The organism is Niastella populi, from assembly GCF_002078015.1.
GTDB classification, from domain to species: Bacteria; Bacteroidota; Bacteroidia; order Chitinophagales; family Chitinophagaceae; genus Niastella; species Niastella populi.
On the sequence record NZ_LWBP01000002.1, the window covers coordinates 42,951 to 63,742 of the forward strand.

Genomic DNA, 20,792 nt, shown 5'->3' on the forward strand with positions numbered 1-20,792 from the left:
AACAATGAAAAAACTACTCTACATCATAATACCTGCATTTGTGATCGCAGCTGGCGCCATTCCCTTTGCCTGTTCAAAAAAAACAGGCGGTAGAACCGATGACCTGCCGGCACTGCAACCCGGTAAAACCGATATCGATGCCGGAAGCTGGAAACCCATTCTCCTCACTTCAGCCAATGAATTTGCTGTATCGGCGCCGGTGGCCACCAACACACCGGAATACATTGCGCAGATGAACGAGATAAAAAGCTGGCAGGCGTCGTTAACCGAGGATGAAAAGAATATGGTGAAATACTGGAGCGCCGGCGCTATCCTACGCTGGAACGAGATCCTGCGCGAACTGGTAGCCAAATACAACCTGGCGCCTTACCAGAACGATGACGGCACGTATCCGGGCCCCAATGCCAATAACCCATTGGCCTACCCGCAATTTCCCTTTGCCAACCCGCCTTACGCAGCACGTGCCTACGCCTACGTAAGCGCCGCCCAGTACGATGCACTGGTAGCCGCCCACTATTATAAAAAATTATATAACCGACCGGCTCCTTATAAGGTAAACGCCACTATTAAAACGTTGATACCACAATCAGACCTGCCATCGTATCCATCGGAAGACGCAGCCGTTATTGGCGCGGCCGTGGAAATGATGAAACTGCTATTCCCCGGCGACCAGGATTTCATTCAGCAAAAAGCGGAAGAACATAAACGTGCACGCATAATTGCCGGCGCCAATGTGCGCAGTGATCTTGAAGCCGGCGAAGCGCTGGGTAAAGCAGTAGCCCAAAAGTTCGTTACCCGGGCCCGCGGCGACCGCGCCGGGTCAGCGGCAGGTACTCAGGCCGACTGGACAAAGCTGGAAAACGATTGTATTGCCCGGGGTGAAATTCCATGGAGCAGCCTTGAAATACCTAAACGCCCGCCCATGCTTTCTGCATTCGGAAAAGTAAAAACTTTTCTGTTTGATTCTTTAACGGCTGTTTCCCTACGCCCCGGCCCGCCGCCGCTTACCGCAAGCGCCAAAATGAAAGACGAAACGGAGGAAGTGTATAAAATCATACAGGACGATTCGCGCGATCACTACCGCATTGTGCATTTTTGGGCCGATGGCATTGGCACTTCTACCCCACCCGGTCATTGGGACGCTATAGCCGCTGAAGATTTTATTAAAAAGAATTATAGTGAAGTACGCTGGGCCCGTAATATGGCTTTACTGAACATGGCGCTGATGGATGCGGCCATTGTATGCTGGGATGCCAAAATGTTTTATTTCAACCCGCGCCCATCGCAACTGAACCCCAAAATAAAAACACTCACCGGCGTGCCTAATTTCCCGTCCTATATTTCGGGCCACGCAACATTCAGCAGTTCAGCCGCTGCCATTCTATCGCACATTGTTCCAGAACGCGCAATAGCATACAATGAAATGGCCCGGGAAGCAGCATTGTCGAGATTATATGCGGGAATACACTTTCGGGCCGATTGTGAAGTGGGTTTGGAAACAGGAAAGAAAGTGGGCAACTATGCCATTCAACGGGCGCAAAACGATGGAGCAGGCAATTAAACTAAATACCAAAAAATGACAGGTGGATGAAATTATAAAGGCGGCATTAACAATATGGCCGGCAAACAATATTTCAGAAAAACGGCCCACCTTTTACCCAGATACCCATATTGGCCCCCCGGATGGCCGCTCACTGTACATAACCGTGGGAAGCAGGTTTTAAATGGGGCCGGGCGTAGTCGAAGGGGGAATTAAGCATTGAACGCCCTGAGGGTGAAACGCACACTAAAATGACCAACCTTTTTCAATAGCGCATAAATAGTAAGTCAAATCATCCCGTTCCGATTTCTATCGGAACGGTTTTTTTATTTATTACATTTGATTCCGGAAACCCCTGATAATTAAATGTAGTAAGGATGAAAAAACTGTTCCTGTGTTTACTGGTAAGCTGGCAGTTTGTTAGTACGATTGCTCAACCACCTGCCACCCCCGACAAGATCTATGGCGAATTATTCCGCGATGTGCAGCTAAGCAAGGTATTTCCCGATGGAAAAACGTTCGTTGATTGCGTTCCCAAAAGGAACCCCAAACATATTGTTGCCGACTACCTGCAACAGAAAGGCGCTGCCAAATTCGATCTGCAACAATTTGTGCAGAACAATTTTGAACTGCCGCCCCCGCCGCCGCAGTTCAACTACATAACGCAGGAAAAAGACGTGACCGCCCATATCAAAAACCTTTGGGCCGTGCTGCGCCGCGACCCCGATACCGTTGTTATCGGCAGTTCTTTGCTGGCATTGCCGAACCCCTATATAGTTCCGGGAGGCCGCTTTCGCGAGATCTATTACTGGGATTCCTATTTCACCATGCTGGGGCTGCAGGCAAGCGGCGAAGGGGAGCTGATGGAGAACATGATAAAGAACTTTGCCTGGATGATCGAGATCTACGGCCATATCCCTAACGGTAACAGAAGTTATTATCTCAGCCGCTCACAACCACCCTTCTTTGCACTGATGGTCGATCTGCTTGCCGATATCAAAGGCGATTCCATACTGCTAACGTATATGCCTGCGCTGGAAAAGGAATACGAATTCTGGATGGATGGCTCAGCTAAATTAAAAACCGGCCAGGCATTCAGGCGGGTGGTAAAGCTGAACGATACCCTGGTATTGAACCGCTATTGGGATGATTATGCTTTTCCCCGCCAGGAAAGCTATAAGGAAGATGTGGAAACCGCACAACGTTCGGGCCGCAATAAAAAAGAAATGTACACGCATTTGCGCGCCGGCGCCGAAAGCGGTATCGATTTCAGCAGCCGCTGGTTCAAAGATAAAAAGAGCCTCACCAGTATCAACGTTACCGATATGGTACCCGTTGACCTCAACAGTTTATTGTATTTTCTCGAAACCGTGCTTTCTCAGGCCAAATTCATTGCGCACGACAGCAAGGCTTCGGCCGACTATGCGCGGAAGGCTGAAAGAAGAAGACTGGCCATTGATAAATATTGCTGGAACAAAACCCTGAAATATTACACCGATTATAATTTCCGCACCCGCAAGACCTCGGACATCGTAACCCCGGCTGGCATGTACCCGTTCTGCGTTTTCACCAGAAACCCCGATTATATGAGCCTGCTGGCACGGCAGGCTGCTGAACAGGTAAAATCAAAACTGTTACAACCGGGCGGCGTAACGGCTTCTCCATTCAATACCGGCCAGCAATGGGATGCCCCCAATGGATGGGCGCCCCTGGAATGGATGACCATTTGGGGACTCGATCGTTGCGGACAGCGGGAACTGGCGCGCGATATTGCCGAGCGCTGGGTAAAACTGAATGTGGATGTGTATAAACGCACCGGCAAACTGATGGAGAAATATAATGTAGTTGACCTTAACGCGGAAGCCGGCGGCGGCGAATACCCCGGTCAGGATGGCTTCGGCTGGACGAACGGGGTGCTGCTGGCCCTGATCAATAAATATGGGTTGCCGAAGTAGGTGAATGGTCAATGGTCAATGGTCAATGGCTCGCGATTATTCAGGTTTAATTACGCCCCTGCGCCGCCCGAATTTCGAGCCGATTGCCGACATACGCCGCGCTGAGGTTTGCCGCTTCACATTTGCCGGTTGTCGATTGTATTTCACCAGCTCATTAGCAAATTAGCTAATTGTCACATTAACGATTTACTTTTGCGCCAAATTTCCTCTATGCTTAAATGGATTACCGGAAGCCTGTTTGTTATTCTCGTTTTTGCCTGCTCACCCAATAATGTTACAGTTGATAACAGCCTGAAAAAATATTTCGATAAATATAAAGTTTCCGGCTGCTTTGGCCTTTTCGATAACGGACAGGGAAGTTTTACCATTTATAACCTGCCCCGGTATAGCGACAGCACCTATACGCCTGCCTCTACTTTCAAGATCGTTAACTCACTTATTGGCCTGGAAACAGGGATGGTAAACGATACCAATACCGTATTGAAATGGGACAGCGTGCAACGCCAGCGCACTGAGTGCAACCGCGACATGACCATGTGGGATGCCTTCCGCATTTCCTGTCCGCCATGGTACCAGGAGCTGGCCCGCCGTATCGGTAAAGAAAAAATGCAGCACTGGCTCGATACCCTCGGCTACTCGCGCCGCTACGATACATTTCAAATAAAAAACAATCTCGATACCTTCTGGCTCGATAACACTGCCAAAGTAACCGCCGATGAGCAATTGGGACTGGTGAAGAAATTATACTTCGATCAACTGCCTTTTCAGAAAAGGACCCAACGCATTGTACGCAGCATGATGCTGTGGGAAAACAACAGCAATTACAAACTGAGCTATAAAACCGGCTGGAACACTACCGACAAAGGCAATCAACTTGGCTGGCTTATCGGCTGGATAGAAGAGAATAATCACCCATACTTCTTCTCATTACAGGTTGAAAGCCCCGATCCGAATGTGGATTTTAAAACCATCAGAATAAACATGTTGAAGGAGATCCTGAAAAGTTATGGCTTTTTTGAAGGAAAGAAGTAGGTTAATTTGCTAATGTGATAATGAATACAATTTGAACGGCTGGGTACTTGCCGGCTGCCGAATATATAAAATTTAATACCTTACAAATGCCTGCCCGCCGTCGCATATGCTCCGGCGGGCTTTCGTTTTGAGTCCGGTTCTCTACCCTTGTCAACCTGGCAACCCCCGTCAACTAATCAATTGGTATAACCCCCACGTATTTTAACTATGAAAATCGGTCATAAGTGCTTAATTTGTAACGAATATTAATTTGGTTTAATTCTTGCACTCCCATTAGCACATTAGCAAATCAGCACATTAGCACATTGAATTTCCGTTTCCAACATATCGAATACCTCGTCGCCCTGGCCACTATCCCGCTGATAGTTGTTCTGTACTTCCAGTTAATGTACTGGAAAAAGAACACCGTTAAAAAGATCGGAGACGCAAAGCTGGTGCAGGCGCTTATAGCCAACTATTCGCCCATCAACTTTCTGCTCAAATTTATATTCTTCGCCCTGGCGCTGGCAGCCGTTATTGTGGCTTCCGCCAATTTGCAAAAACCGGGCGCCAGGGACAATGTACAACGCAAAGGTGTAGATGTGGTGATCGCCATGGATGTAAGTAAAAGCATGCTGGCTGAAGATATAAAACCCAACCGGTTAGAACGGGCCCGTCAGCTCGTATATAAACTGATTGACCAGTTACCGAACGACCGTGTGGGCCTGGTGCTTTTTGCAGGAAGGGCCTATTTGCAAATGCCGCTTACCACCGACCACGGCGCCGCCCGTATGTATATTCAACAGGCTGGTCCCGAAGTAGTGCCAACCCAGGGCACCATAATTTCAGAAGCTTTACGCGCCGGTAATTCGGCATTCAATAGCAAGGAGAGAAAATTCAAATCTATAGTTTTGATCACCGATGGTGAAGACCATGACCCGCAGGCCGTGCCGCTGGCGCAACAACTGGCCGAAGATGGCGTCATGATCAATAGCGTTGGTATTGGCTCGGCAGAAGGTGCGCCTATTATGGACCCTGCTACCAACGAATACAAAAAAGACGAAAACGGCAATACCGTAGTATCGCGGCTGAACGAAACCGAATTGCAGCAACTGGCCGGTGCTACCAAGGGCATTTATGTAAAACTGAATGATGTAGATGATGCGGTGAATGCCATCACCAAACAGTTAAGCACCATTGAATCAACTGTCCTCGATGATAATGCCTTCAGAGATTACAAAAGTTATTTCCAGTGGTTTCTGGTAATTGCCTTTGTTTTCCTGATGGCAGAATTCTTTTTACCTGAACGGAAATGGAAAGCAGCGTGACAAACCCGATCAACATATTATGGCTGATGCCATTGTTCCTTGCATTGCCCGCTGTGGTAAAGGCACAGGATGAAAATGCGGCTATCCGCGAAGGCAACAAGCTGTATCACGAACGGCAGTTCGATAAAGCGTTGCCCGCATATCAGAAAGCGATTGAGCAGAACCCGCAAAGTTCAACCGCCCGCCTTAACCTGGCCAATGCCCGCTACCGCACCGGCAACCTGCCCGATGCGGAAAAATCGTTCGATGAACTGATAGAAAAAACAAATGACAGGAATTATAAAGTAAAAGGTTATTACAACAAAGGAGTAACCTTAACCAAACAAAAAAAGCTGCAGGAAAGCATCGATGCTTATAAGCAAACCTTAAAACTCGATCCAACCGATGAAGATGCCCGGTTCAACCTGCAAAAAGCGTTAACCGAATTGAAACGACAAAACCAGGGCAAACAGCAAAAACAACCGCAACAAAAACAGCAGCAGAAAAAACAGCCTCAACAGAACAAGCTCGATAAAAGAAAGATTGAACAATACCTGAAATCGCTTGAGCAAAAAGAACAGGAAGTGCAGCGGAAAATACAACAAAACCGCTCCCGTTCCGTAACGCAGCCGGAGAAGGACTGGTAGAAGTTATAAGTTATAAGTTATAAGTTTTAAGTGATAAGTTTTAAGGTTGGGGTTCGGGGTAATATTTAAATTAGTCTTCCCTTCAATTGTTCTTCACGCTTTAACTGCGGACATATTTACCTTCAACAGGCCCCTGTTAACCTGTCAAATTATTCCTCCTGCTGCATTAACCCTTCAACACCAGACTTTTACCGTACTTATTAGTTAACACTTACTACTTATTACTTTATCGTAATTTTGCAGACATTTTGCCGTTTTAACCGGCAATTACCAATCTTAAAATCATTAGCAATACAATGCAGCTTTACTGCGACTCATTGACCGAATATAAAAGACTGACAACCCGCGAAGTACGAATTGGCGACCTGCTGCTGGGCAACTTCAATCCTATTCGGGTGCAAACCATGACCACCACCGATACCATGGACACCCTGGCTACCGTAGAGCAAAGCATCCGTTGTATAGAAGCAGGCGCAGAAATGGTGCGCATTACCGCACCCAGCAAAAAAGAAGCGGAAAACTTACTCAACATAAAGAACGAACTGCAAAAAAGAGGTTATAAAACGCCGCTTATTGCAGATATCCATTTCACACCCAACGCCGCTGAAATAGCAGCCCGCATCATTGAGAAAGTGCGGGTAAACCCGGGCAATTATGTTGACAAAAAGAAATTTGAACAAATAGATTATACCGATGCGGAATATGCCGAAGAGATCGACCGCATTCGCGAACGGTTTTCCCCGCTCGTTAAGATCTGTAAAGAATATGGCACCGCCATGCGTATTGGCACCAATCACGGTTCGCTCAGCGACCGTATAATGAGCCGTTATGGCGATACGCCTATGGGCATGGTTGAAAGCGCCATGGAATTCCTTCGCATAGCACGCAACGAAAGCTATCATAATATTGTACTGAGCATGAAGGCCAGCAATCCGCAGGTAATGGTGCAGGCCTACCGGTTACTGGTGAATGTAATGATGGATGAATTTAATGAATGCTATCCATTGCACCTCGGCGTAACGGAAGCCGGCGATGGCGAAGATGGAAGAATAAAATCGGCCATCGGTATCGGCACCCTGCTCGAAGATGGCATCGGCGATACCATCCGCGTGTCGTTAACGGAAGATCCTGAATTCGAGATCCCGGTTTGCCGCGATCTTGTAAAACGATACACTTCGCGCGAAACAGCAATAAAGGAAACTATACCCGCCATTACAAAAGTTCCGTTTTCACCGTTTGAATATACCAAACGGAATACCAACACCGTTTCAAACATCGGTGGCAAACAGGTACCGGTAGTTGTTGCCGATTTTATGAAAGCGGCAACCATTCGCCATGAAGACCTGCAGGCCATTGGTTATACCTATAATACCGGAACTGATAAATTCACTATAGCAGATGCTGCTGCCGATTATATTTACACCGGCAAAAAGCTGCTCGACTTTCCCTTACCCGGCACGCTGAAAGTTATTTGCGATCATAGCACCTGGCTGAATGCGCCTGATAAAGAAAAATATTACCCGTTATTCCAGTCGACAGAATACCTCAAAAGCACCGATCGTTCGGGAGTGCTGAACTTTGTGGCCGCTGATGTAAATGAACCGGCTTCTCTGGAGTTACTCCAGGCTATTCGAAAAGACAAAACCATAGTGCTGTGTTTGTATTCTTCGAACGCACATGCCATGCCATCGGTACGCCGTTACATTATAGAGTTAATGAACCAGGGCATCAACTGCCCGGTAATACTGGCGGTGGAAAGCGAGGATACTACCATCGATGAACAGCTGATCCACTTTTCAACCGATAGCGGCGCGCTGCTGCTCGATGGAATGGGTGATGGAATTTGGCTTATGAATGAACCAGAAAAGATCCGGAACCAGCAAGTGAGCGGCCGTACGTACCTCGAAACAAAGAACAATCACCAGTTCATCAATAATACTTCCTTCTCTATATTACAGGCTACCCGTACGCGTATTTCGAAAACCGAATATATCAGTTGCCCTTCGTGCGGCCGAACCCTGTTCGACCTGCAGGAAACCACGGCGAAGATCCGTTCGGTGACCCATCACCTGAAAGGCGTAAAGATCGCCATTATGGGATGTATAGTGAACGGTCCCGGCGAAATGGCCGATGCCGATTTTGGTTACGTAGGCAGCGGCCCGGGTAAGATCACTTTATATAAAGGAAAAGAAATTGTGAAACGAAATGTTGACAGCGCCATTGCTGTTGAAGAATTGATTAATTTGTTGAAGGAAAATAATGCGTGGATTGAGAAAGCCTAGCTTAAAGCCATAAGCCTTAAGCTGTAAGCAAATACCGAATTAAAAGCTTACGGCTTAAAGCTTACAGCCTCCAACAAAGATATCAAAATTCAAAACTTACAACCAAAGTTGCATTGAACCGCATCGACCGACTACACGCCATTCTCACCCACCTGCAAAGTAAAAAAAGAGTTACAGCGCAGGAGGTGGCCGATCGCTTTAACATCAGCTTACGCACCGTGTACCGCGATGTTAAGGCATTGGAAGAAAGCGGCGTGCCGGTGATCGGCGAAGCAGGCAGCGGTTATACCATAATGGAAGGCTACCGCCTGCCGCCCGTAATGTTCACGCAGGAAGAAGCTTCCGCCCTGCTCCTCGGCGCCAAACTGGCCGAACACCTTTCCGACGAATCGATCAAAAAACATTTCAATGCGGCCCTGTTTAAAATAAAAGCGGTACTGCGCTCAACCGACAAAGAGCACATGGACCAGCTGAACGATAATATTGCCGTGATTAGCCGCCTGCCGTCCGATGACTCCGCAGGCCGTTTCCTGGTAGACCTGCAAAAAGCGCTGGGCGATAAAAGAGAGATCCATATCCGCTACCAGAGCGGGCAGGATGCCGTTACCGAGCGAACGCTTGAGCCCATCGGGCTTTGCCATTACGGCCAGGCCTGGCACCTGATCGGCTGGTGCAAACTGCGCAACGGTTACCGCGATTTCAGGGTAAGCCGTATACAACAACTGCAAATACTTGAAAATACATTTGAACCCGACGCCCATCCCTCATTACAGGAATACCTGCAGTCGATGATCAACACCTCCGAACTGCAGGAGGTTTGTATCAGGTTCACCAAATCGATGGCCCGCTACCTCGGTAGCCAGAAATATTATTACGGGTATGTTCGCGAAGAAGTGAAAGACGACCAGGTATATATGTATTATGTTACTTCCCATCTTGAATACATTGCCCGCTGGCTGTTGATGTATACCCATCATGTTACCATTGAATCGCCCGAAGCGCTGGTAAACATCATGAGAGAGCTTACCGAAGAAGTGCGCCAGCATTATCTGCCGGTAAACGCTTAATGCTAAAGGCTTAACGCTGCCTCCCGAAATGGGTTCAGTCCGAATAAACTCAGTTATTTCGAAATTCGGCACCAGGCGTTTAGCATTCCGCCTTCTGCCTTCCGCATTTCAAAAAAATTCGACGAACGACAGTTTCCTACTGACATACTGCTGTCACATTCTGCCTGTTACTTTGGTCTAGTAACTATCAAATTAAAACCAGATCAAATGATACGCAGCATTCATGATTTTCTCGATCGTTGGAAAGAAGAAACACAAGCTACTTTAAAGATCTTCAACAGTTTAACCGACGAAAGCCTGCAGGTTGCCATTCCCAATGGCCGCACATTGGGCCGGCTGGCCAATCACATTGTAGAAACAGTTACCGAGCTGCCCAGCAAACTCGGTTTGCCCATTAAAGAACAATACGGCAACTATTCCACTGTTCAGGAGCTTATTACAAATTATAAAAAATACAGCGATCAGCTGATAGGGGCTATCATCAGCAATTGGGACGATGATATGCTGGAAGAAGAAAACAACCTCTACGGCGATCCCTGGAAGAAAGGTTTTTCATTATGGGTACTGATCATACATCAAACACATCACCGCGGGCAAATGACGGTGCTGATGCGCATGGCCGGACTGAAAGTGCCCGGCATTTACGGCCCCAGCAAGGAAGAGTGGGAAGCATGGGGGGAGGCGGCGCTTCCATAGAGCTGGCTATCAGGTGGCTGCTGCTGGAAGCAAATATCAGGTGGCCCAAAGGCGCCGAATCAGGAAGTAAGAAGTACGGGAAAACTAAATATTAGCGAGGGCAAACCCGGTGATACCGATTTTTTGAACAGCCCCTTGTCAACCTGTTAACCAGTCAACTTACTTCCTGCTTCATATTTCCTCCTTCATGCCCCTCAATGCTGACTTCGTACCTCATGATAATGTTCCGTACCGGACATATTCATATTTTGTCTGATCTCACCAGGATCAAACGTCACAACCAAAAGACTTCCATATGCATATCAAAACATATCCGCCGCTAACGGTTTTAAGCAGTATACATCAAACCACCATGTCGCAATTACAGCAGTTTGGTCCGGTTATGGCTGAATTATACGCAGTAGCCGGACGAAAAAGTTTTATCAATGGACCGCTGCATTGGATCTATTATGGAATGGATGGAAACCCTGATACGGTATTTACCCTGGAGATCGCCATCCCCATCAGGAAGGCGTTTCAATCAACAAAATTCAAAGTGAGGGAGCTTGACTTTTTTAAAGCTATTACGTTCCCGCACGAAGGGTTGTGGGAACATTTGCCCGGCAGTCATGCGCAGATCATGGAACGCCTGGCCGAGCACAACATACCGGTTACCAATGAGTGCAGGGAGGTATTTTTAAATATCGACTTCTCGCAACCGGAAAAGAATATGACCGAAATACAAATAGGGGTATCGCCAGGAAAAACACAAAACCGGTCCGCATCAAAAAGGCGGCTGTTTCCGGTATACATTTAAAGGCTCAACGCAGAACGCAAAACGCTTAACGCAAAACGCCAATACAGGCGTTAAACGTTAAGCGTTTTTATTTTAAACCGCTGCGCATTCGCGAGGCTTTAGCTGAGTAAAGCCTGCCTGCCGGGCCTACATCCTGTATTTGTATTCCATTATCACATTATCACATTAGCTAATTACTTTCGCTCCATCTTCAATCTGCGTTACATATACCTCGGGCGTTTGTTTGAACAGGCCATTGAATGCAGCCTGTATCTTTTGCGTAAAGTTCTCAACCGCATCTGCCTGAACAATATTGATTGTACAGCCGCCAAAACCGCCGCCCATCATGCGGCTACCGGCCACACCGGTAATGTGCTGGGCGCATTCTGCCAGAAAATCAAGCTCGGTACAACTCACTGAATATTTTTTACTCAACCCTTCATGGGTTGCTATCATCAATTTTCCAAAGGTAGCAAGGTCATTCTTTTTAAGCGCTTCGCAGCCGGCCAGTAATCTTTCTTTCTCATAAACAACATACGAGCAACGATCGAACACAATGGGCGGTAACTCGTCCCTGTGTTGCAGCAATTGAGCAGGCTCCACATCGCGCAATGAATTAATGTTGGGGTAATGCTTTTTCAGAATGGCAATCCCTTCCTCGCATTGCTGGCGGCGCACATTGTATTCGCTGCTGGCCAGGGAGTGGCTAACCATGCTGTTCACCAGCACGATCTTATAACCGGGAAAATCGAACGGAATATATTCGTATTCGAGACTGCGGCAATCGAGCTTCATTACATGCCCCTTCTTTCCATGAAGACTGGCAAACTGGTCCATGATACCGCACTGCAAACCAACAAACGTATGTTCGGTTTTTTGCCCAATGAATGCGAGGTCCATCCGGCTCAGTCCCAACTGAAACAGTTCATTCAACGCAAATCCATAAGCTGAACACAGAGCGGCCGAAGAGCTCATACCGGCGCCAACGGGAATATCGCCATCGATAAGCAGGTCGACCCCGCCGATCTTTTTACCTCTTTGCTGAATATGGTACGTTACTCCCAGCAGGTAGTTCATCCAGCCTTTATGCGGCTCCGATACATCTAAAGAAAATGAATATGATTCATTGAACTGGTTGGCAAATACATTTACGGTGTCAGTTCCATTGGGAGCAATTGCAACATAGATCTTTTTGTCCACAGCACCGGGTAAAACAAAACCGAAATTGTAGTCGGTATGTTCGCCAATAAGATTAACCCTTCCCGGCGCTCCGATGATAGTGGCTTCTTTATTATACTTCTCCCTGAAAACCTGCTGTAATTTTTTGATCATTGCTATCGTTAGATTGAATTAATTTTAAAAAATTTTCCGTAATTCCTAATTTGAGACCATGAGTTTTAATGTTTCCCGCACCAACCAAAATGGGTTGTCGTTGGTAAAGCTGCAAGATAATGCAACAAATACAATCATTACCATTCTTCCTGAATACGGCGCCCTGTTACATGGTTTTGAGATCCCGGTAAATGGGGAACACCTGAACATCATAGACAATTATTCCAACAAAGAACAGCTCGAAAAGGAACTGGCATTATCATACAAAAGCAGTAAGTTATCGCCTTTCGTTTGCCGGCTGCGCAACGGTAAATACAAAATTGACGACGAAGCTTTTGAGTTCAGCAAAAAATACAACGACGGCAATGCCATTCATGGATTGTTGTACAACAAACCTTTCAGGATAGTCGATGAATTTACCGACGAGCGGCAGGCCAGCATTACGCTCAGGTACCATTTCAAACGGGAAGACCCTGGCTATCCCTACGATTATGTTTGCGAAGTTCGCTACACCCTGATGCAGCAAAGCCTTTTGCAGGTAGAAACAATTGTTCTCAACCTCGATAAAGAAGAAATTCCTTTGGCCGACGGCTGGCATCCCTATTTTCAACTGGGCGGCATTATCGACGATTATGAGATCCAGATTGCTACCAACACCCTGGTTGAATTCGATAAAAACCTCATTCCTACCGGTGAGTTGGTGCCCGACGATTCTTTTTCCCGGCCCGGGCGCATCGGCAACCGGGAACTCGATAATTGTTATGTGATACAACCGGTAGAGCAAAATCCCGCCGTACTGATGCTAAACCCTGCTAATGGCGTATATCTTTCGATCTACAACAGTCCCCGTTACCCCTACCTGCAACTTTATACGCCGCTGCACCGCAAAAGCATCGCCATCGAAAACCTCAGCGCCGCGCCCGACTGTTTCAACAATGGAATTGGCCTGGTAATGCTTGCCCCCAACGCCTCCCAAACTTTTACCGTTTGGTATCAGGCGGGAGTGGCTGAAAACGATTAACTTGCCGTAAATAACAACCTGTAATGAAGAAGTATTTCAAATATGTTCTTACCGTAGCGCTCGCCATTTTTTTTGTAAGCTGCTATGAAGTAAATGAAGAAATAGAGATCAATGCCGATGGCAGCGGTTCCTATGTCACCAAAATGGATATGGGCCAGCTGATAGAAATGATGCAAACGTATGCCGGTGAGGAAGAATTAAAAAAGGAAGGACTGGATAGAGCGCTCGATACTACCATACTTTTCAATTCTTTGATCGATTCGGCCAAAGATGCTACCGCTGAACAAAAAGAATTGATGAAAGACGGGAAAATGAAAATGCAAATGAATATCAGGGAAAAGGTATTCAAACTCGACCTGAGCTTCCCGTACAAAAACCTGAACAGCCTGCAACAATTAATGAGCGGCAAAGCCGGTGGAACCGGTATGACTTCCGCATTGAAAAATGTATTCGGCAAAAAAGAAGGTGAGCAGGAACCAGCTGCCCCCAAAGGGCCCGATATGGGTGATTTTGCCGCTATTTATAATGTAACGATCAAAAATGGCCTCATTGAAAAAAAGGTGAACGCCGAAAAGTACAAGGAATTCATGGACCGCCCCGAAATGGCGCAAATGAAACAGCTTGCCAGCTCAGGCATGGAAATATTGTACACTACTACCATCAAATTACCACGCGCTGCCAAAAAAGCTGATAACCCCCTCATTAAATTATCTGACGACAAAAAAACAGTGACCATGAGGTACAACCTGCTTGAGTTACTGGAGAACCCCGAAAAATTTGCTTATACAATTCAATATTGAGCCTAAAGTAAACATTGGATTAGCAGCATTTTTAACAAGGTTTAGATTTTGGAACCCAATATATTATGCAAACTGATTTTCTTGTTATCGGTTCCGGTATAGCCGGATTGACATTTGCGCTCAAGGCAGCGCAACGTTACCCCGATAAAAAAGTACTGGTAATTACCAAAACACAGGCCGATGAAACCAATACCAAATACGCCCAGGGCGGTATTGCCGGTGTAACCGATTTTGAAAAAGACAGCTTCGATAAACATATTGAAGACACCCTGATTGCCGGCGACGGCCTTTGCAATAAACAGGTGGTTGAAATTGTGGTGAAAGAAGGCGTTGACCGTATTCAGGAACTGATCGAATGGGGCGCACAATTCGATAAACAATCTGACGGCGATTATAAACTGGGAAAAGAAGGCGGACACAGCGAATTCCGCATCCTTCATCATAAAGATATTACCGGCAAAGAAATGGAACGGGCGCTGCTGGAGGCAGCCCAAAGCTTTCCCAACATTGAAATAGTTAAACATTGTTTTGTAGTTGACCTGCTTACCCAGCACCACCTTGGCTACCTGGTAACCAAATCAACCCCTCATATTGAATGTTACGGGGTGTATGTATTGAACCTGCAAAACAACCAGATCGAAAAGATCATTGCCAAAATAACGGTGTTGGCCAGTGGCGGAAACGGACAGGTATACCGCTCCACCACCAATCCCAATATAGCTACCGGCGATGGCATTGCCATGGTTTACCGGGCAAAAGGCCGTATCGAGAACATGGAGTTCATCCAGTTCCATCCTACCGCCTTGTATGAACCGGGCGTACTGGGACAATCATTCCTGATCACCGAAGCGGTACGCGGCGATGGCGGCATCCTGCGCAATAAAAAAGGGGAAGCGTTTATGGAACGGTACGACCCGCGCAAAGACCTGGCCCCCCGCGATATTGTGGCCCGCGCCATCGATAGCGAAATGAAAATAACGGGTACCGAACATGTATACCTCGACGTTACCCATATTCCTGCCGAAAAATTTATAGAGCATTTCCCCAACATATACGAAAAATGCCGGTCGATCGGCATCGATGTATCGAAACATTACATACCGGTAGCGCCCGCAGCGCATTATAGCTGCGGCGGCATCAAGACCGATGAATGGGGACGCACATCAATAAAGAACCTATACGCTGCCGGCGAATGCGCCAGCACAGGTTTGCACGGCGCCAACCGCCTTGCCAGCAACTCGCTGCTGGAAGCAATGGTTTTTGCCCATCGCTGTTTCATAGATGCGGCGGAGAAAATAAAAACCATCAACGGGTCGATACTGGCCCAATCGGTACCCGACTGGAAAGCCACCGGCACCACCTTACCAAAGGAAATGATCCTCATAACCCAAAGCTTCAAAGAACTGCAACAGGTAATGAGCGATTATGTAGGTATCGTTAGAACGAACATCAGGTTGGAACGCGCAGCCAAACGCCTCGACCTGTTGTGGGAAGAAACAGAAGCGCTGTATCAGACAACCGCCCTCTCACCGCAACTGTGTGAACTGCGCAATATGATAACGGTAGGTTACCTGATCGTAAAATGCGCAGCCTTCCGCAAAGAAAGCCGTGGATTGCATTTCAATACCGATTACCCGTACAAGAGTACGCTGGTGCAGAATATTGTTTTATAAAATCATTCAACCGATGAACAATCCACCCAATGCCAGCCTCCAGGGCATGATCTTCGCCGCCGGTTTGGGCACCCGCTTCAAACCATGGACCGACAAACATCCCAAAGCGCTGGCTGTCGTAAACGGTAAAAGTTTATTGCAACACAATATCGAATACCTGCAACAATACGGCATAACCAATGTAGTGGTAAATGTGCATCACTTCGCCGGTCAGATCGTTGACGTACTGCAAAAGAACAAAGGCTGGGGCAGTACCATAACCATCAGCGATGAAACCGAAGAAGTGCTGGAAACCGGCGGCGGAATAAAGAAAGCGGAACCGTTGTTCACGGCCGATACTATAGTAATCATTAACGTTGATATACTTACTGATCTCGATCTGGGCAGGCTCATAGGCTATCATCAGCAACACCAGCCCGTATCAACCCTGGCTGTCACCAACCGCACCACCTCGCGGTACTTTTTATTCAATGAGCAGGATACGCTTTGCGGCTGGCGCAATACCAAAACGGGGGAAGAAAAAATAGCGCGGCAGGCGGCTACCTACCATTCAAAAGCCTTTAGCGGCATTCATGTTATCAGTAAAGAATTATTATCACTTATTCAGCGCCAGGGAAAATTCTCCATTGTAGATGCCTACCTCGAACTGGCGCCCACACATATCATAAAAGGATTTGATCATAGCGGTTCGCGGTTCATAGATGTAGGTAAACCCGATTCGGTGGCGCAGGCAGAACAGTTGTTTGCCCACTAAAAGGGGTTCGGGCCTACCCTTCCCGTGCGGTCAGAAAACGACCGCCCTTTCTCTATTTTCCTACTCCCGGATGGGGAAAATTTAACTGCGTTTTTTTGCATTTCGGCATGAGTTTATTACATTACTTTTACTGACCTATAAACAACTATGCAATCAATAATCGACGGAATAAACAAACTCTATGCTGAGTGGAGCGGCTCGGCCTGTGATCGTATAGAGATCCTGCCTCAATCTGGTTCTGACAGAAGATATTTTCGTATCCATACCAAAAAAGGAACATGCATTGCCACCCATGGCCATAACGTTCCAGAAAACGAAACCTTTATTTACTTTTCCCAACACTTTTATAACCAGCAGCTTCCGGTGCCCGAGATCTACGCACTGAGCGAAGACAAAACCATTTACCTGCAGCAGGACCTTGGCGATGTGTCGTTACTTAACCGCCTCGAAGAAGAAGGGTTTTGCGATAATATATATAACCTTTTTAAAGCAAGCCTGCATCAGCTGGCATTATTGCAGATAAAAGGGCACGATGGCCTTGATTACAGCCGCTGCCTTACCAACCAGGAATTTGGCAAACAGGCTATTATGGCCGACCTGCTGTATTTCAAATACTATTTCCTCGATGCCTTGCGTAAACCCTACGACAAGCAAAAACTTATCGACGATTTTGAAGCGCTGAGCAACTACCTCACGCATACTGAATATAAATATTTCATGTTCCGCGACTTCCAGAGCCGCAACATTCTGGTAACGCCCGTTAATACGGTTCACTTTATCGATTACCAGGGCGGTATGCAGGGCGCACCACAATACGATGTGGCCAGTATGATATGGCAGGCACGCGCCAACCTGCCCGATGACTGGAAGGAAAACCTGTTGAACGATTACATCGATTCTTTTGAACAAATAAAAAACGAACAGATAAACCGCCACCTGTTCAAAAGCCAGTACAATGGGTATGTGCTCATCAGGCTGCTACAGGTATTGGGCGCCTATGGTTTTCGCGGACTGTTCGAACGGAAGGCCCAATTCCTTACAAGCATTCCGCAGGCCCTGAAAAACCTGCGCGTGTTCATTAACGACCATAACCTCGGCATTGCAGTTCCCGAATTCAGTAAAGTTTTACAGGTTTGCGTAAGTGATGAGATCATTGACCGGTTCACCCCATTGACCGCCGATGAGGAAACTCCGCTAACCGTTAGCGTTCAAAGTTTTTCATTCAGAAAAGGAATACCCGCCGATACTTCGGGAAACGGCGGCGGGTATGTGTTCGACTGCCGCGGTATCCTTAACCCGGGCCGGCTCGAGCAATTCAAAACGCAAACCGGCCGCGATAAAGGCGTTAAGGATTTCCTGGAACAGCAAACCCGCATGGCCGAGTTCCTGAACAGCGTGTTCGACATCGTAGACATTTCGGTTGAAGATTATATCCGCCGTGGCTTTGATCACCTCTCTGTAAGCTTTGGCTGCACCGGCGGTCAGCACCGCAGCGTTTATGCAGCCGATGCCTTGGCCCGTCACCTGCGTAATAAATTCAAGGTTAAAGTAGAACTAAAACATGTTGAACAGGAAGCCAAAAATTGGGTGAACGAAGCGAAGTGAGAATTGGGTCGGGAGGTAAATCATTATCTTTGTGCTACATGTATTACATAGTTTATAGTTTATTGTACCTGGTTTCATTATTACCGCTGCGCGTATTATACATTATTTCAGATGGCCTTTATTTAATTGTATATCGCCTGTTGGGGTATCGCCGGAAAGTGGTGCTGGAGAACCTTGAAATGGTGTTCCCCGAAAAAACACCGGCCGAACGAAAAAAGATCGCCCGGAAATTCTACCACAATTTTATTGACAGCATTATAGAAAGCCTGAAAATGGTATCGGCCAGCGATGCCTATATTCAAAAACGGGTTGGCGGCAATTGGGAAGTATTGAGCCAGTTGCATAAAACAGGCCGCAGTTGTCAAATACACCTCGGGCATACCTTCAACTGGGAATGGGCCAACCTCGCCGGCGCCAAAATAATGCCATATACCTTTCTGGGTGTTTACATGCCTATCAAAAACAGAATCTTCGACAGGCTGTTCCGTAAGCTGCGGGCCAAGTCGGGATCTGTTTTAATACCAGCCACTGACATGCGTAAGGCCATGCTTCCCTGGCGCAGCCGGCAGTATTGTATAGGGCTGGTTGCCGATCAGGCGCCCGCCAATCCTGAAAAAAGCTTTTGGCTTAACTTTTTTGGAAAACCTACCGCATTTGTAACCGGTCCCGAAACCGGGGCACGTGCAGGCAATATCCCTGTTGTATTTGCCAATATTGAAAAACCGCGGCGCGGCTATTACAAGGTTGTGTTTACCCTGGCCGAAGAACAGCCCGGCTCCGTTGAGCGGGGTGAACTTACCCTGCGTTATGCCCGTTACCTTGAGAATGTAATAAGACAACAACCTGATATGTGGCTGTGGAGCCACCGCCGCTGGAAACGGCCCTGGAAAGAAGAATATAAAGCCCTCTGGATAGAGTGATCGCTCACCGGGGAAGAACGATTTACCATATTGAGCCCTGACGTATTCATTTCGTCAGGGCTTTTTCCTTTCAACAAGTAATTCACTGAATAGCAACCAACAGTATTATAACGGTATTTTAAAGGTGTTTTTCACGTTCGATTTGCCCGCCCAACACCTGCCCCAATGAAGGCCCTAATACTGAACGTTAATCGTCTTTATTAAATTAAAATGCTGCTACCCATCTGAAGCAGGTGTTTTCATAACCCGTTTTGATACACTGGGAACACCGGTAAAACTGGATACACAAAAAGAACTGATACTTTTTCGAATTGTTCAGGAAGTATTCAACAACATTATCAAACATGATGAAGCTACAGAACTCTTAATCGAGATCAATTTTTTACCTGGGGTTGTAACAATAACTATAACGGACAATTGAAAGGGTTTTGATTTTACGTTGCAGGATATAAATGAAAATCCTAATTTTGGATTAGGGTTGCGGAATATGCATAGCCGGGCCCAATTAGTCGGTGCACAATTCAACCTTACCAGTATCCCCCGAATAGGAACTACAGTTATTCTTTCCCTACCCTTTTCCTCACCATAAACCCTTAACCATTATGCTAAAGACCAATTCCAGCACTAATGCCAGCGTGGCAATTGTAGATGACCACATTCTGCTACGCAATGGACTTGCCAATCTTATCCGGGGGCTAGAAACGTATGCCGTTCTATTCGAAGCCAACAACGGAAAAGATTTTATCAAACAATTACAACCCAGGCTCTTACCGGACATCGTATTGCTCGACATCAATATGCCGGAGATGGATGGTTATGAAACTGCCCTTTGGCTCAAACGTAATTATCCCGGTATCAAGATCCTGGCCTTATCTATGTACGACAATGAGAACTCGATCATTCGTATGATGAAGAACGGTGCAAAAGGTTATATCCTGAAAGACATTGATCCCATGGAGTTTCACCGGGCGCTTGACTCACTGATGGGCAATGGATTCTATTATTCAGAACTTATTACCGGAAAACTGATCCATGCCGTTAGTAAAATGGATGAACCGGATAACACGCCCAAACCACCAGGCCAACTTAAACCAAGCGAAACTGAATTCCTGAAACTTGTTTGCACTGAAATGACCTATAAGGAAATAGCGGAAAAAATGTTTCTTAGCGCCCGCACTATCGATGGTTATCGCGACGCCCTGTTTGAAAAACTGAATGTAAAAAGCAGGGTAGGCCTTGTACTGTACGCTATTAAGAATAACATTGTCAACGTGTAACTATAACAGGAAGGCGAGGGAAATGAGCGAACAGATTATAGTGAGCGGCATTTTAAACTAAAAACCCTATAAGGTTTTAGCGTTAGCTTACACCTTATAGGGTTCTTGATTTATAGCTTCTGAATAATGC

At 46.7% G+C, this 20,792-nt stretch carries 17 protein-coding genes; 16 read left to right on the top strand and 1 reads right to left on the bottom strand.

Annotated elements, in window-relative coordinates; translation table 11 throughout:
- Nucleotides 1–4 precede the first annotated feature (4 nt).
- The 9 genes from A4R26_RS02555 (at nt 5) to A4R26_RS02595 (ending at nt 11,301) form a co-directional block, all read left to right on the top strand.
- On the top strand, nt 5–1,561 hold the full coding sequence (locus A4R26_RS02555; RefSeq protein WP_081159628.1) for a vanadium-dependent haloperoxidase: 1,557 nt from the start codon (nt 5–7) through the stop codon (nt 1,559–1,561).
- A 356-nt stretch (nt 1,562–1,917) separates the two neighbouring features.
- Nucleotides 1,918–3,495, top strand: a complete 1,578-nt coding sequence (gene treF / locus A4R26_RS02560; protein ID WP_081159638.1) for an alpha,alpha-trehalase TreF — start codon at nt 1,918–1,920, stop codon at nt 3,493–3,495.
- A 210-nt stretch (nt 3,496–3,705) separates the two neighbouring features.
- Nucleotides 3,706–4,527 carry a penicillin-binding transpeptidase domain-containing protein gene (locus tag A4R26_RS02565; RefSeq protein WP_081159643.1) on the top strand — a complete coding sequence of 274 codons (822 nt, stop codon included), beginning with the start codon at nt 3,706–3,708 and terminating at the stop codon, nt 4,525–4,527.
- Between the two features lie 305 nt (nt 4,528–4,832).
- Complete coding sequence (locus tag A4R26_RS02570) at nt 4,833–5,834, top strand: VWA domain-containing protein (protein ID WP_081159655.1); 1,002 nt, start codon at nt 4,833–4,835, stop codon at nt 5,832–5,834.
- On the top strand, nt 5,819–6,460 hold the full coding sequence (locus tag A4R26_RS02575) for a tetratricopeptide repeat protein (protein WP_081159659.1): 642 nt from the start codon (nt 5,819–5,821) through the stop codon (nt 6,458–6,460). Before A4R26_RS02570 ends, A4R26_RS02575 begins: the two co-directional genes overlap by 16 nt.
- 296 nt (nt 6,461–6,756) lie before the next feature.
- On the top strand, nt 6,757–8,742 hold the full coding sequence (gene ispG / locus A4R26_RS02580; protein ID WP_081159663.1) for a (E)-4-hydroxy-3-methylbut-2-enyl-diphosphate synthase: 1,986 nt from the start codon (nt 6,757–6,759) through the stop codon (nt 8,740–8,742).
- 113 nt (nt 8,743–8,855) lie between these two features.
- Nucleotides 8,856–9,809 carry a helix-turn-helix transcriptional regulator gene (locus tag A4R26_RS02585; protein WP_081159668.1) on the top strand — a complete coding sequence of 318 codons (954 nt, stop codon included), beginning with the start codon at nt 8,856–8,858 and terminating at the stop codon, nt 9,807–9,809.
- A gap of 207 nt (nt 9,810–10,016) precedes the next feature.
- Nucleotides 10,017–10,505, top strand: a complete 489-nt coding sequence (locus tag A4R26_RS02590; RefSeq protein ID WP_081159672.1) for a DinB family protein — start codon at nt 10,017–10,019, stop codon at nt 10,503–10,505.
- A 295-nt stretch (nt 10,506–10,800) separates the two neighbouring features.
- Nucleotides 10,801–11,301, top strand: coding sequence for a GyrI-like domain-containing protein (locus tag A4R26_RS02595; protein WP_081159677.1), 501 nt, complete (start codon nt 10,801–10,803; stop codon nt 11,299–11,301).
- Between the two features lie 165 nt (nt 11,302–11,466).
- Here the strand turns inward: A4R26_RS02595 and galK are convergent, their stop codons facing one another.
- Nucleotides 11,467–12,612, bottom strand: coding sequence for a galactokinase (galK, locus tag A4R26_RS02600; protein ID WP_081159681.1), 1,146 nt, complete (start codon nt 12,610–12,612; stop codon nt 11,467–11,469).
- Nucleotides 12,613–12,670: 58 nt separating this feature from the next.
- Between galK and A4R26_RS02605 the strand changes: the two genes are divergently transcribed.
- The 7 genes from A4R26_RS02605 (at nt 12,671) to A4R26_RS02635 (ending at nt 20,662) form a co-directional block, all read left to right on the top strand.
- Nucleotides 12,671–13,633 (top strand): aldose 1-epimerase, encoded by a 963-nt coding sequence (locus A4R26_RS02605; protein ID WP_081159686.1) that lies wholly within the window; start codon nt 12,671–12,673, stop codon nt 13,631–13,633.
- Between the two features lie 23 nt (nt 13,634–13,656).
- Complete coding sequence (locus tag A4R26_RS02610; protein ID WP_081159690.1) at nt 13,657–14,433, top strand: hypothetical protein; 777 nt, start codon at nt 13,657–13,659, stop codon at nt 14,431–14,433.
- Nucleotides 14,434–14,498: 65 nt separating this feature from the next.
- Nucleotides 14,499–16,106: an L-aspartate oxidase gene (gene nadB, locus A4R26_RS02615; protein WP_081159693.1), complete on the top strand. Its 1,608-nt coding sequence runs from the start codon at nt 14,499–14,501 to the stop codon at nt 16,104–16,106.
- 13 nt (nt 16,107–16,119) lie between these two features.
- Nucleotides 16,120–16,860, top strand: a complete 741-nt coding sequence (locus tag A4R26_RS02620; RefSeq protein WP_081159698.1) for a nucleotidyltransferase family protein — start codon at nt 16,120–16,122, stop codon at nt 16,858–16,860.
- Nucleotides 16,861–17,007: 147 nt separating this feature from the next.
- Entirely contained in the window at nt 17,008–18,465 is a 1,458-nt protein-coding gene (locus A4R26_RS02625; protein ID WP_081159702.1) for a RapZ C-terminal domain-containing protein, read from the top strand.
- 38 nt (nt 18,466–18,503) lie between these two features.
- Nucleotides 18,504–19,385, top strand: coding sequence for a lysophospholipid acyltransferase family protein (locus A4R26_RS02630; protein WP_081159707.1), 882 nt, complete (start codon nt 18,504–18,506; stop codon nt 19,383–19,385).
- A gap of 602 nt (nt 19,386–19,987) precedes the next feature.
- Nucleotides 19,988–20,662, top strand: a complete 675-nt coding sequence (locus A4R26_RS02635; protein WP_081159712.1) for a response regulator transcription factor — start codon at nt 19,988–19,990, stop codon at nt 20,660–20,662.
- Nucleotides 20,663–20,792 lie beyond the last annotated feature (130 nt).

Bases quoted from the DNA above. Each gene is read 5' to 3' on its own strand.
- ispG (WP_081159663.1), top strand. From the start codon at position 6,757: ATGCAGCTTTACTGCGACTCATTGACCGAATATAAAAGACTGACAACC.
- A4R26_RS02595 (WP_081159677.1), top strand. From the start codon at position 10,801: ATGCATATCAAAACATATCCGCCGCTAACGGTTTTAAGCAGTATACAT.
- nadB (WP_081159693.1), top strand. From the start codon at position 14,499: ATGCAAACTGATTTTCTTGTTATCGGTTCCGGTATAGCCGGATTGACA.
- A4R26_RS02635 (WP_081159712.1), top strand. From the start codon at position 19,988: ATGCTAAAGACCAATTCCAGCACTAATGCCAGCGTGGCAATTGTAGAT.
- A4R26_RS02555 (WP_081159628.1), top strand. From the start codon at position 5: ATGAAAAAACTACTCTACATCATAATACCTGCATTTGTGATCGCAGCT.
- A4R26_RS02630 (WP_081159707.1), top strand. From the start codon at position 18,504: ATGTATTACATAGTTTATAGTTTATTGTACCTGGTTTCATTATTACCG.
- A4R26_RS02625 (WP_081159702.1), top strand. From the start codon at position 17,008: ATGCAATCAATAATCGACGGAATAAACAAACTCTATGCTGAGTGGAGC.
- A4R26_RS02575 (WP_081159659.1), top strand. From the start codon at position 5,819: ATGGAAAGCAGCGTGACAAACCCGATCAACATATTATGGCTGATGCCA.
- A4R26_RS02605 (WP_081159686.1), top strand. From the start codon at position 12,671: ATGAGTTTTAATGTTTCCCGCACCAACCAAAATGGGTTGTCGTTGGTA.
- A4R26_RS02565 (WP_081159643.1), top strand. From the start codon at position 3,706: ATGCTTAAATGGATTACCGGAAGCCTGTTTGTTATTCTCGTTTTTGCC.
- treF (WP_081159638.1), top strand. From the start codon at position 1,918: ATGAAAAAACTGTTCCTGTGTTTACTGGTAAGCTGGCAGTTTGTTAGT.
- A4R26_RS02590 (WP_081159672.1), top strand. From the start codon at position 10,017: ATGATACGCAGCATTCATGATTTTCTCGATCGTTGGAAAGAAGAAACA.
- A4R26_RS02610 (WP_081159690.1), top strand. From the start codon at position 13,657: ATGAAGAAGTATTTCAAATATGTTCTTACCGTAGCGCTCGCCATTTTT.
- galK (WP_081159681.1), bottom strand. From the start codon at position 12,612: ATGATCAAAAAATTACAGCAGGTTTTCAGGGAGAAGTATAATAAAGAA.
- A4R26_RS02620 (WP_081159698.1), top strand. From the start codon at position 16,120: ATGAACAATCCACCCAATGCCAGCCTCCAGGGCATGATCTTCGCCGCC.